At 51.6% G+C, this 13,220-nt stretch carries 10 protein-coding genes and 1 tRNA gene; 4 read left to right on the top strand and 7 right to left on the bottom strand.

Annotated elements, in window-relative coordinates:
- The first annotated feature begins 134 nt into the window (after positions 1–134).
- Positions 135–1,001, top strand: a complete 867-nt coding sequence (locus ACTF5M_RS04095; protein WP_438959813.1) for a branched-chain amino acid aminotransferase — start codon at positions 135–137, stop codon at positions 999–1,001.
- Between the two features lie 75 nt (positions 1,002–1,076).
- Here the strand turns inward: ACTF5M_RS04095 and ACTF5M_RS04090 are convergent, their stop codons facing one another.
- From ACTF5M_RS04090 to ACTF5M_RS04065, 6 genes are all read right to left on the bottom strand, one after another.
- The gene (locus ACTF5M_RS04090; protein WP_438959812.1) at positions 1,077–1,988 is read right to left on the bottom strand and encodes a DMT family transporter; all 912 of its coding nucleotides are present in this window, start codon (positions 1,986–1,988) and stop codon (positions 1,077–1,079) included.
- Positions 1,985–3,010, bottom strand: a complete 1,026-nt coding sequence (gene queG, locus ACTF5M_RS04085) for a tRNA epoxyqueuosine(34) reductase QueG (protein ID WP_438959811.1) — start codon at positions 3,008–3,010, stop codon at positions 1,985–1,987. Before queG ends, ACTF5M_RS04090 begins: the two co-directional genes overlap by 4 nt.
- Positions 3,011–3,676, bottom strand: a complete 666-nt coding sequence (gene fzlA, locus ACTF5M_RS04080) for an FtsZ-binding protein FzlA (protein ID WP_341247148.1) — start codon at positions 3,674–3,676, stop codon at positions 3,011–3,013.
- 51 nt (positions 3,677–3,727) lie between these two features.
- A complete protein-coding gene (mtgA, locus tag ACTF5M_RS04075) occupies positions 3,728–4,456 on the bottom strand; it encodes a monofunctional biosynthetic peptidoglycan transglycosylase (protein WP_438959810.1) in 729 nt (242 codons plus the stop codon).
- Positions 4,457–4,495: 39 nt separating this feature from the next.
- Positions 4,496–9,025, bottom strand: coding sequence for a glutamate synthase large subunit (gltB, locus tag ACTF5M_RS04070; RefSeq protein ID WP_438959809.1), 4,530 nt, complete (start codon positions 9,023–9,025; stop codon positions 4,496–4,498).
- 113 nt (positions 9,026–9,138) lie between these two features.
- Positions 9,139–10,575: an NAD(P)-dependent oxidoreductase gene (locus tag ACTF5M_RS04065; protein ID WP_438959808.1), complete on the bottom strand. Its 1,437-nt coding sequence runs from the start codon at positions 10,573–10,575 to the stop codon at positions 9,139–9,141.
- A gap of 217 nt (positions 10,576–10,792) precedes the next feature.
- Here ACTF5M_RS04065 and ACTF5M_RS04060 point away from each other — a divergent pair, with 217 nt between their 5' ends.
- A complete protein-coding gene (locus tag ACTF5M_RS04060; protein WP_438959807.1) occupies positions 10,793–11,596 on the top strand; it encodes an undecaprenyl-diphosphate phosphatase in 804 nt (267 codons plus the stop codon).
- Here ACTF5M_RS04060 and ACTF5M_RS04055 read toward each other — a convergent pair.
- On the bottom strand, positions 11,593–12,573 hold the full coding sequence (locus tag ACTF5M_RS04055; RefSeq protein ID WP_438959806.1) for a complex I NDUFA9 subunit family protein: 981 nt from the start codon (positions 12,571–12,573) through the stop codon (positions 11,593–11,595). The genes ACTF5M_RS04060 and ACTF5M_RS04055 overlap by 4 nt on opposite strands.
- Positions 12,574–12,712: 139 nt before the next feature.
- Between ACTF5M_RS04055 and ACTF5M_RS04050 the strand changes: the two genes are divergently transcribed.
- A tRNA-Leu gene (locus tag ACTF5M_RS04050) sits at positions 12,713–12,798 on the top strand.
- Between the two features lie 61 nt (positions 12,799–12,859).
- The gene (locus tag ACTF5M_RS04045) at positions 12,860–12,979 is read left to right on the top strand and encodes a DUF6538 domain-containing protein (RefSeq protein ID WP_438959805.1); all 120 of its coding nucleotides are present in this window, start codon (positions 12,860–12,862) and stop codon (positions 12,977–12,979) included.
- Positions 12,980–13,220 lie beyond the last annotated feature (241 nt).

Below are 13,220 nucleotides of genomic sequence, written 5' to 3'. Positions count from 1 at the left end.
ATCCTCCTTAGCCGCGACAATACGTCAGTGTTGTTGACATTCCAAGAATCGATTGCTAGCCAAGCCTATAATTTACGCAACTTTATGACCGTTTCGGTCTTAATTTGAGCAACATTAGCAAATGGAGGCTGAAAATGGCTGGCTATGATGACCGTGATGGAAAAATCTGGATGGACGGCAAATTGGTCGAATGGCGGGACGCAAATGTCCACATTCTGACCCACGCCATGCACTACGCCTCCTCTGTGTTTGAGGGCGAGCGCTGCTACTCAGGCAAAATCTTCAAGTCTAAAGAACACTCCGAGCGATTGATCCGTTCTGGTCAGCTTATCGACTTCGAAATCCCCTATACCGTTGAAGAAATCGAAGCGGCGAAACAAGCCGCACTTGATGCAAACAGACTGACAGATGCGTATGTGCGTCCCGTTGCCTGGCGCGGATCCGGTGAAGATATGGGTGTCGCAGCTGCGCGCAACCCTGTGCATCTGGCCGTCGCGGTTTGGGAATGGGGCAACTACTACGGCGACGCCAAAAACAAAGGCGCCAAACTGGACATCGCAAAATGGAAGCGCCCAAGCCCTGAAACGGCACCGTCCCAAGCCAAGGCTGCGGGTCTTTACATGATTGCGACCATGTCCAAGCACGCCGCCGAAGCAAAAGGCTGCTCGGATGCGATGATGTTCGACTACCGCGGGTACGTGGCCGAAGCCACCGGCGCCAATATTTTCTTCGTAAGAGACGGCGAGGTTCATACACCAATCGCTGATGCGTTCCTAAACGGGATCACCCGCCAAACAGTGATCCAGATGCTGAAAGAAAAAGGCATCACCGTGAACGAGCGGATCATCATGCCAGAAGAGCTTGAAGGCTTTGAGCAATGCTGGCTAACTGGCACAGCCGCAGAAGTCACACCAGTCGGCACAATCGGTGACTACAATTTTGAAGTGGGTGCTTTGGTCAAAGACATCGCTAGCGATTATGAAAAGCTGGTACGCGCTTAGACAGTCTCTAAATTGCGGCTTAGATACTGAAGCAATAAGGCCATCGCTGAAACGCGGTGGCCTGTTTTGTATCAGCTATTTGAAGCGAATCTGCCGCTCTGCAGCCAGCTTGATCCCCAAATGACGCTCGCGAAGCACGATCACAACACCAGAAAGCACAATCAACGCAGCGCCCGAAATGACACCCAAAGTAGGCACTTCGTTGAACCAAACATACCCAATGCCAACGGCAAGCAGCATCGCGGTATAATCAAAGGGAGCCACAACAGAAGCTGCCGCGAACCGGTAAGACTGCGTCAGGCACAATTGCCCCACCCCACCGATAATACCACCCAAAATAAGCAGCAACGTCGTTTCAAGTGGGGGTACAACCCAACCAAAAGGCAGCGATAGCAACGACAAAACCGAAGTGGTCAGCATGAAGTAGAACACAATCGCTGTTGAACTTTCTGTCGCTACCATCTTGCGCACAAACATCTGCGCCAATGCCGCCATAGAAGCGCTAACCAGCATCAAACCAACGGCGATGGTCTTCATCCTCTCACTGGTATCGAAGCTAAGCTGGTCCCACAAAATGATCAGCACACCCGCAAAACCAAGACACACCATACAGATACGGAACTTGCCTACGGTCTCACTTAAAAAGAGCGCCGCAAAAACAGTTAGAACAAGAGGTGTGGTAAAGCTAAGCGCGGTGACGTCCGGAAACGCCAGAATACCAAGGCAGAAAAACCTTAGCCCCATTGATGTGCTGCCGGCCAAACCACGCAAAACATGACCAAGCGGACGCTCTGTTTTTAGTCCCGTAGATAAATTGCCGCTCCACCACAAAAAAGCGAACAGCACAGGAAGTGTGAAAACGGACCGGAAGAAAACGGCCTCACCGGTTGGAACCTCATCCGCAGTCGCTTTGATTATGCTCATCAGCACCGTAAACAGCGACACGGCCAAAATTTTCAGTGAAATGCCTTTGATGGTGTCGGTCATGATAGCCGCCCAACTGCCCATTCTGCAGCATCCCGAACAACCGGATCACTATCATCTAGCAAAGCCTGCGCATGAGGCTTCAACTCAGGCTTTGCTGAATTTCCAATCGCGTAAAGGACATTGCGGGTGAACCGATCTCGACCGATCCGCTTGATTGGTGAGCCAGAAAAATGTGCGCGAAACGACGCATCGTCAAAAGACACTAACGCAGTCAGCTCAGGGGCTTTTAACTCCTCGCGGGCGGCGTATTTCATCTCGCTCGCGGCGACAGAAAATTTATTCCATGGGCACGCAGCCAGACAATCATCACAGCCGTAAATATGGTTACCCATCTTCTCACGCAACTCAAGCGCAACAGGGCCTTTGTGCTCAATTGTAAGGTATGAAATGCAGCGCCGCGCATCCAATTGAAACGGCGCGGGGAACGCATCAGTGGGACATGCATCAAGGCACGCTGTACACGACCCGCAATTGTCAGTTTGCGCTTCGTCCGGCTCAAGCTCTGCCGTCGTGAAAATCGCCCCCAGAAAAAACCAGTTCCCAAGATCGCGTGCCAACAGGTTTGTATGCTTACCCTGCCAACCTAAACCAGCCGCTTGCGCCAGTGGCTTTTCCATCACTGGTGCCGTGTCAACGAAGACTTTAATCTGAATGTCGCCCTGCTCTACCAGGCAGCGCCCCACCTTCTTAAGCCGTTTTTTAGCAACATCATGATAATCTTTATTCTGCGCATAGACACTAATTGCGCCCAGCTCTGGCCTGCTCAAAACTGTGCGTGGATCATGTTCAGGCGTGTACATTTCCGCCAACATGATGACAGATCGGCATTCGGGCCATAGGTCTTGCGGACTGCCGCGCCAGTTCATGCGCTCGGCCATCCAAGTCATCTGACCGTGATATCCCGCGTCCACAAAAGCAGATAGCCGTTTCGCCGTTTCCGGAGCAGCGTCAGGTTTGCACACCCCCATTTTGGCAAAACCGGCGTCTTGCGCCACATCCCAAAGGCGGGCCTTCAAGGACATTTAAAAATCCAAATTGGAATAATGCGCAGGCTGCGGAAAGCCAGAAACCTGATCGGCCAAAATTGAACGAAACGCAGGGCGAGACTTAATTTTTGCGTACCAGTCTTTCACATTCGCCGATCGGTTCCAGTCCACATCACTGATGTAGTCAAGGGATGACAGGTGCGCGGCAGCGGCAAAATCAGCCAAAGTCATTTGATCACCAGCGAGCCAACGGCGCTGATCCAAAAGCCATGTCATATAGTCGAGGTGATACTTAATCGCACGCGCACCCGCTTTGATATTGGCGCTGTCTGGGTAGCCGGTCTTCTGCACTTTTTTGTTCACGCGCTCATAAAGAAGCTTGGTCGTAACTTCGTGATGAAACTTGTCATCAAACCAGGAAACCAGCCGGCGCACTTCAAAACGCAACTCAGGCGATGCAGGCAAAAGCGGCGGCGTGGGATGCTTTTCTTCAAGATACTCACAAATCGCCGCGCTTTCGCTCATCAAACGACCGTCTAATTTCAGGATCGGAACTTTGGCAGCGGGATTACGTCGCAAAAATTCGGAATCGCCTTCCCAATAGCGCTCTTCAACCAGCTCAACTTCGATCTTTTTTTCAGCAAGGCTCAGACGAACTTTGCGGCAAAAGGGTGAAAGCGGAACATGATAAAGACGGTTCATAATTGGCTCGATTAGTTGTTTGTACCGTCATGCCCTAAGCCGCTGTTGCGTTCAACTCTCGAAGCACGCTGCGCGGCCATCCGCCTTGATTGTAGCCTCACCTGACAAAATAGACCGCGTGCGCGCCCGTACAAAATCAGTCGGACGGCTAGCAGACCGGCTTTTGGGAGCTGGTAATATCGCGGCAAGACGTGAGGCTTGAAGGCGCGTTAACTCCGACGATGAGACTTGAAAATAATGCAAAGCCGCGGCCTCAACGCCAAACACACCTTCGTCAAACTCAGCAATGTTCATATAAACTTCTAAGATGCGGCGCTTTGACCAGAACAACTCCATCACCGGCGTCATCAGAGCCTCAAGCCCTTTGCGGGGATAAGAGCGCCCATGCCAAAGAAAGGCGTTCTTTACGACCTGTTGGCTGATGGTTGATCCGCCGCGATTGCCATCTTCTGCAGCCTCAACAATTGCATCCAAATCAAGCCCCCAATGCAAACAGAAATCAGCATCCTCAGCTGCCACCACAGCGCGCGCCATCAGCGGCGCAATTTCTTCAATAGGCTTCCACTCACGCGCTACGCCGCCCAAGCGTAACCCTTCGGACATAATATAGGGTGTCGTCGGTGGATTGATTAGAGAATACGCCGCGATCCACAATACAAGGAACGCACCAACTGCCAGAACCATGCGCAGCAACCAGCGCCGAATGAACAACATAGGGCGCATAAAAAACGGCACCATTTTATCGGATGCCGTTTTCTTATTCTTGGTTTTTTTCACCATGCTGTAATCATGCCAGCGCACTCATGCCTCTGCAACGGCTTATTCTGCTGGTACGGATGCTTCTTCGATACCCAGCGGAACGGGCAAATGAGCCAACATTTCTGTTGAGCAAACCTGCAAAAAGTTTGACCGCTCCATGTCCCAGTCTTGCAAGATCTCGGCCGCCTTACGGCTGCCTGTTTCTTCCAAGTGCCGCTCGATGAGGCCCTTAAGCTGCGCTTCCCAATGCTCCATCGTTACAGGGCATGTGACCAGAGTTTCCATGTTCATCATGCTTTGGGCCGTTTGCTCAGGGTCATAAATGTACGCCATGCCGCCAGTCATACCCGCGCCAAAGTTAGCACCAATATTTCCAAGGATTACAGCAACGCCGCCAGTCATATATTCACAACCGCACGCGCCACACCCCTCAATAACCACTTTCGCGCCAGAGTTACGAACGCCAAAACGCTCACCGGCACGACCTGCTGCAAAGAGATACCCATCCGTCGCACCGTACAAAACAGTGTTCCCAATGATTGTATTCTGATCCGCTTTCAACGGGCTTGCCATTGGTGGACGGACAACAATCATGCCGCCCGAAAGGCCTTTTCCAACGTAGTCGTTGGCATCGCCAGAAACTTCAATCTTAAGCCCCAGAGCAGCAAACGCCCCCAAAGATTGCCCTGCAGAACCTGTCAATTTAACAGTCAGGTGATCGGGTTGCAGCGAGTTGCGCATACCGAAATTCTTTACAATGTGGCTTGATGTCCGCGTGCCAATTGTACGAAGCGTGTTCTGTACAGCGTATTGAAGCTGCATCTTCTCGCCATCATTCAGGAAGCGCGCTGCGTCTTGAACGATTTGCGCATCAAGCGTTTCTGGCACGGCGTTACGTGGCTTGGAGCGATCATAAACAACCTTCTCCGCCCCATCGACCGTGATCAAAAGTGGGTTCAAATCGAGATCATCAAGATGCGCAGAGCCACGGCTCACCTGAGCAAGCAGATCAGCGCGGCCAATGATGTCATCCATGCTGCGGGCACCAATGCTTGCCAGCAATTCACGCACTTCCGTGGCGTAGAAGGTGATAAGGTTTACCACTTTGTCAGCATTGCCCGTGAACTTGTCACGCAGTGCTTCGTCTTGGGTACATACCCCAACGGGGCATGTGTTTGACTGACATTGGCGCACCATGATGCAGCCCATCGCGATCAACGCAGCAGTGCCGATACCGTACTCTTCGGCGCCCAACATCGCCGCCATCACAATATCACGACCTGTACGCAAGCCACCATCAGTCCGCAGCGTAACGCGTTCGCGCAAGTTGTTCATAGAAAGAACCTGATGCGCTTCGGTCAGGCCCATCTCCCACGGTAGGCCTGCATATTTGATGGATGTCGCAGGTGACGCGCCGGTGCCGCCATTATGACCCGAGATCAAGATCACGTCCGCTTTTGCCTTCGCAACACCAGCCGCGATTGTACCAACGCCACTGGATGCAACCAGCTTCACGGTCACCTTACAGCGCGGGTTGATTTGCTTCAGATCATAGATCAACTGCGCCAAATCCTCGATCGAGTAAATATCGTGGTGTGGCGGGGGTGAAATAAGGGTCACGCCCTTGGTTGAATGACGCAATCGCGCAATCAAATCCGTAACTTTCATACCCGGAAGCTGGCCACCCTCGCCTGGCTTTGCGCCTTGTGCGACTTTGATCTCAAGCTCTTCACAGTGGTTGAGATACTCAGCTGTCACACCAAAACGACCAGACGCGACCTGCTTGATTTTAGCAGATGGGTTGTCGCCATTTGGCTCAGGCAAGAAGTGTGCTGGATCTTCTCCACCTTCGCCGCTGTCAGACTTTGCGCCAATGCGGTTCATCGCAACATTCAGCGTCTTGTGCGCCTCAGGGCTGAGCGCGCCCAGAGACATACCCGGTGTCACGAAACGTTTGCGGATCGACGTAATGCTTTCAACCTCTTCGATAGGTATTGCTTTACCCATCGGCTTGATGTCGAGCAAATCACGAAGATGAATTGGCGGGTTGCTACGCATCTTTGCGGAATACTGACGCCACAGTTCATAGCTGCTGCGGTTACATGCAGCCTGCATCATATGCATGCTTTGCGCTTCCCACGCATGTGTTTCACCAGAACGGCGCGACTTATAAAAGCCACCAATCGGCATCACGTTATCCGCTTGGAACGCCTGACCGTGGACAGCTTCAGCTTTGCGTTGAATGCCAATTAGACCAATGCCTGAAATACGGCTCTGCATGCCGGGGAAATACTCAGCGACCATAGCACGCGACAAGCCGACTGCTTCAAAGTTAAGCCCACCACGGTAGCTAGAAATCACAGAGATCCCCATCTTGGCCATGATCTTCAACAAACCTTGATCAATCGCGCTACGATAACGCGCAACAGCCTCGGTCAAGGTGCATTCTAACAAACCTTTTTGGATACGGTCATTCAGGCTATCTTCCGCCAAATAGGCGTTGACAGTCGTTGCACCACATCCAATCAGAACAGCGAAGTAATGCGGATCAATGCATTCCGCAGACCGAACGTTGAGAGACGTGAACGTGCGTAGCCCCTTGCGCGTCAGCCATGAATGGGCGGCACTTGTCGCCAAAATCATAGGCATGGCAACACGGTCGCCAGAAACATTTTCATCCGTCAGAACAAGATGCCCTGCGCCGGACCGCACTGCGTCTTCCGCTTCTGCCCGTATCCGCGCCAAACCATCGGTCAGATTGCGGCCACCTTTTTCAAAGGTACAATCGATCTCAACCAAATTAGCGTTAAAGTTTTGCTTCAGCTCTTCCCACTGGGCGTTTCCGACAAACGGGCTGTCAAGTACCAAAATCTCGGTTTGGCTACTGTCTTGGTCCAGCACGTTCTTAAGATTACCGAACCGTGTTTTAAGGCTCATCACGCGGTATTCGCGAAGGCTGTCAATCGGTGGGTTGGTAACTTGGCTAAACGCTTGGCGGAAGAAGTGGCTAAGCGGGCGGTATTTCTCACTAAGGACTGCAGATGGGGTGTCATCACCCATCGAAGCAATTGCCTCTTTGCCGTCTTCGGCCATCGGCGCCAGAATTTGCTCAAGTTCTTCAACTGTGTAGCCAGCTGCGATCTGACGCTGGCGCAGTTCAGCACCCTCAAACATGGGTGCTTCGGTTACACCCGCAAGCTTTGGTTCAAGGTCGTTGATCTTTCCAACCCACTCGCCAAACGGCAACTCAGAGGCCAACGCATCTTTCATCTCTTGATCGTGGAAAAGGCGACCATCTCGCATATCAACAGCAATCATTTGGCCAGGGCCAAGCGCGCCTTTTTCAACTACATTTGCTTCGTTCACAGGAACCATGCCCGCTTCAGAACCCGCAATAAGCAGTCCATCACCCGTTACGACATAGCGCATCGGGCGAAGGCCATTGCGGTCAAGGCCAGCACAAACCCAACGGCCATCCGTCATTGCAAGTGCTGCGGGACCATCCCATGGCTCCATCACAGAGTTACAGTATGAATACATATCGCGCCAAGATTGTGGCAGCTCAATCGCCTGCTTGGACCAGCTTTCGGGCACCAACATTGTCTTCGACATAGGCGCAGAACGGCCCGCACGCACAAGCACTTCGAACACCGCATCTAACGCAGCAGAGTCAGATGATCCACTTGCGACGATTGGCTTAATGTCTTCTGCCATGTCACCAAACGCGCCAGAAGCCATACGGATTTCGTGTGACTTCATCCAGTTAAGGTTACCCTTCAGCGTGTTGATCTCGCCATTGTGCGCCAACATGCGGAACGGCTGGGCCAGCCACCACTGTGGGAATGTGTTTGTAGAGTAACGCTGGTGATAAATCGCGAAGGCACTTTCAAATCGCTCATCCATCAAATCTGGATAGAACTCCGCGACCTGCTCAGCCAACATCATGCCTTTGTAAATGATCGAACGACACGACAGCGATGCCAAATAGAGGTCTTTCACGCCTGCCGCGACAGCAGCCTTTTCGATACGGCGACGGATCACATATAGCTCACGCTCAAATGTTTCTTCATCAACACCTTTGGAATTTGAAATGATGATCTGCTCAATCTCAGGACGGGTCGCGTTTGCTTTCTCACCCAAGCAGGACACATCCACAGGAACGTGGCGCCAACCGTAGATATAGTAACCCATTCGAAGAACTTCCGCCTCGACAATTGTCCGGCAGGTTTCTTGAGCACCAAAGTCAGTACGCGGTAGAAAAACTTGACCAACAGCGACCAACTCATTGCGGCGCGGCTCATGGCCCGTGCGTTCAATCTGATCATAAAAGAAGGGTACTGGAATTTGGACGTGGATACCGGCGCCATCGCCAGTTTTGCCATCCGCATCTACAGCACCACGGTGCCAGATCGCCTTCAACGCAGTAATACCCGCTTCAACCACTGCTCGCGAGCGTGTGCCATCAACAGAAACCACAAGGCCAACGCCACATGAGGAATGCTCATCCTCAGCGGAATAGAGGCCATTCTGCTCCATCCATGCGCGCTTTTCTTCTTCTGCCTTTACCCAAGCTTGATCAAAATTGGTCATTGCGTTTCTCCTTGAAAGGCACGGGGGCCCTAAATTTGAATTCGGGCGCGACCGATTAATTTGGTCCGTCTGCCCGTGAAAATCTGTGATGCCATTTAAGGCGGATGACTGGCTTATTCGGCGGCCACGGTAAGGTTGCTATCGAGATAGCTCAGCATCGCCTCGGCTGCATCGCGACCATCCTTGATTGCCCAAACAACAAGGCTCGCGCCACGAACAATATCACCAACCGCAAACACACCATCGAGGCTGGTTTTGCCCGTAGTAAAGTCTGCTTTGATTGTTCCCCAACGGGTCACTTCAAGACCGTCTGTGTTCCAAAGCTTAGGAAGTTCTTCAGGCTCAAACCCAAGCGCTTTGATGACAAGGTCCGCTTCCTCAACATAATCTGCACCCTCAATTTCTTCGGGGCTTTGACGGCCTGACGCATCAGGTGCACCAAGACGCATTTTGCTTACCTTCACGCCTTCGACGTGATCGTCACCCACAAACGCTTTGGGGGCAGACAGCCAAACAAACTCGACACCTTCTTCTTCAGCGTTTTGAACCTCACGCTGTGATCCCGGCATATTCGCGCGGTCACGGCGATACAGCAGCTTCACACTTTCGGCGCCTTGGCGAATGGACGTACGGACACAATCCATCGCCGTGTCACCACCACCAATAACCACGATCTTTTTGCCGTCTGCATTCAACGTACCATCGTCAAATTCAGGAACGTCATCGCCAAACGACTTACGGTTAGACGCGGTCAGAAAATCAATCGCATTCACAATACCATCTACCCCGACTCCTGGCGCTTTAAGGTCACGGGTTTTGTAAACACCAGTAGCGATCAGAACTGCATCGTGCTTGCCACGGATTGCATCGAAAGTGATATCCTCACCAACGTTGCAGTTAAGTACAAACTCAACACCTGCGGCCTCAAGCTGTTCGTTGCGGCGCAGTACGATGTCTTTTTCAAGCTTAAAGCCGGGGATACCGTAGGTTAGCAGACCACCTGCACGGTCATAGCGATCGTAAATCGTAACTTGAATGCCCTGACGGCGAAGCACGTCAGCCGCTGCCAAGCCACCGGGGCCAGCACCAATAATGCCAACTGCTTCTGTGCGTTCTTGGCGGGGCTGGATCGGTTTTACCCATCCATTTTCCCAAGCAGTGTCCGTGATGTATTTTTCAACCGCGCCGATGGTAACAGTGCCGTGGCCAGACTGTTCAATAACGCAGTTGCCTTCACACAGGCGGTCTTGCGGGCAAATGCGGCCACAGATTTCCGGGAATGTATTCGTAGCTTGGCTGACTTCATATGCTTCTTGCAGACGGCCTTCAGCTGTTAGGCGCAACCAATCAGGGATGTTGTTGTGCAAAGGGCAATGGGATTGGCAATACGGAACACCACACTGTGAGCATCGTGAGGCCTGCTCTTCAGCCTTGCGCGTTGCGAATTCTGCGTAGATCTCGTTGAAATCTTCACGGCGCTCAGACGCACCGCGTTTCTCTGGCATTTCACGCTCTACTTTCGTGAACTTCAGCATCTTTTGACCAGCCATGAGAACTCTCCCTACATCAATCCAGAATGTCGGTTTACGCTAGGGCGCACAAATATAAAAGGCAGTAATACTTACCTACTTATCATTATCTAAGTGTTTTGGAATATTTTCCGCCAGTCTATTAATATATTTAAGTCCGAAGCGGACTTAAATAAGAATGTTGTCCAGTAGTTACAATGAGTTAAGCTTTAGCATCGCTAAGTTAGAGAGGGCATCAATGCCGCTATATTATCTCGTCATTATTGCACTCATACAGGGCATCACAGAATTCCTACCTGTATCGTCGAGCGGCCATCTTATCTTATTGCCAAGCCTAACGGGTGCAAAAGATCAGGGGCAAGTTATTGATGTTGCAGCGCATTTTGGCACTCTCTTTGCCGTAATCGCATTTTTCTGGGCAGATGTTCGGAGTGCAATGATTGGGCTACCCAAGGCGCTGGTCCGCCATGGAACAACGCAAGGCGAGCGACTCGCCCAGTTACTGATCATTGCGACAATTCCTGTAGTCATCGCAGGATTTGCCCTCAAAATGTCGGGCTATAACGATGCGCTACGCAATATTACTGTCATAGGCTGGACGATGATTATTTTCGGAATCGTACTTTGGTATTTTGACACCAGAAGCTCAAGCCTCAAAAATACACCCGATTGGACAAGAAAAGACGCTATTATCATGGGGCTGTGGCAAGCAATCGCGTTGATCCCGGGCGTGTCACGGTCTGGCGCGACGATCAGCGGCGCACGCGCCCTTGGCTATACACGCTCAGACGGTGCAAAACTTGCAATGCTCATGTCGATCCCGACCATCATTGCGTCGGCCACGCTGTTAATCTTGAGTTTGGATGCACAGTCGAGCGCAACCCTCTGGCGCGACATATTGATCGTTGTCGCTCTGTCATTTGGCGCAGCGTTAGTCGCGCTAAGCTTAATGATGAAGCTGCTGAAATCTGTCAGCTTCACCCCTTATGTTATCTATAGAATCGCACTTGGCGCAGTACTTTTAGTTATTGCGTACACCTAAGCCTTTAGATTCTTTGCGCTTTCTTTGATTGCGTCATACTGCCCTGACGGACGGAATCGCCACAGGTATTCTGGCAGAACTGGCTCCAAAGCTGTGGGCGCAATACCCAGATCCGCAAACGTTTTTGCATCGTCCGATACGACATTATCACGACGCAAGTTACGCACCTGATCCGCAGTAATTGCAGGCGCAATAATACCCAAGGACAGCACCTTCGCGACAGAAAAACCAAATGCCATTACATTTGCAACGGGGAATGGAATGTTCACGACAAGCTTACGACGGCGGATCACACTAAGCATCTCACCCATCAAGTCTTTGAAGTTATGTACTTCTGGTCCGCCGAGTTCATATACGCCAACACTCGCCTTACCCAAAACGCCCAGAACAACAGCCTGAGCAACGTCATCAACGTAAACTGGTTGGAACTTTGTGGCCGCACCAACGACTGGAAGGATGGGACCCATGCGCGACATCGCCGCGAACCGGTTAAAGAATTCATCTTCTGGACCAAAGACAATTGACGGGCGCACGATCATCGCATTTGGCATATGCGCCAAAACGCCCTGCTCACCTAATGCTTTGCTGACCGCATACTGGCTATCGCTTTTCTCATCCGCACCGATTGCGGAAACCAAAACCATGCGCTCAATACCAGCCTGAGCTGCAAGACGCGCAATACGCTCGGCGCCTTCGTGCTGCACTGCGTCAAACTTATTCTTGCCGCTTTCGGCCAAAATGCCCACGCAATTCACGACAGCATCAGCGCCCTGCATTACCGATGCAACAGACGCATCATCTCGGATATTGCACAACACAGGCTCGACCTGACCAACCACACCATACGGCTTTACAAAAATCGCCTCGTTCGGGTTACGCACTGCGACCCGCACGCGCCATCCCTCTTTGGCCATCCGCCGAGCAACATAGCGACCAACAAAACCAGAGCCGCCGTAGATTGTGACCAGCTTAGACATAATAATAATCCTGTATTCTTTGGCTGCCTAGCGATGTAACGCCCAACGCCAATTCAGACAAGCCGCATTTCGCCGCGCCCAAGTGCTTGTGTTATTGACAGCGCCCCCACCACCGCCTAAACGCCACTTAATGACACCTGCCCAGGTGGCGGAATGGTAGACGCGCTAGCTTCAGGTGCTAGTGTCCGTATGGACGTGGAGGTTCGAGTCCTCTCCTGGGCACCACTACCTTACTTAAAGCATTGTAATACCTCACTAATTCGACTGAGCGAGTGAGCCGTAGACCATGCTGGCAACCAAATCTAATAGCTATACGTTCCAAAAGGACGGCATTTGGTATTTCTCCCGTAGAGTTCCCGCTGATTTGCGTAGGCATTACCGTACAGGCAGGATTGCTATTCTCTGAGGACTAAATCAGTCAGGGATGCTCGTGTTAGGGCGATGTCCGATGCTGCTAAGTTAGACAGGCACTAAGTTTTATTCTGACCCAAGATGTTCCAATATAAAATATCATGACGGCGCTAAAAATGAAACAAACATTTACATTAACCTCCCGTAAAGGTATCATTATGATACTTTCAAGGGGCCATCACCATGGACTACATCAAACAGTCACTGAAAGGCTTAACTATTACTTGCTTCTTTTC

It is taken from the genome of Nereida sp. (assembly GCF_965655635.1).
In the GTDB taxonomy this organism is placed as follows: Bacteria; Pseudomonadota; Alphaproteobacteria; order Rhodobacterales; family Rhodobacteraceae; genus Nereida.
Note: the sequence above shows the minus strand (reverse complement) of the source record. Positions and strands in the feature narration are given on the sequence as shown.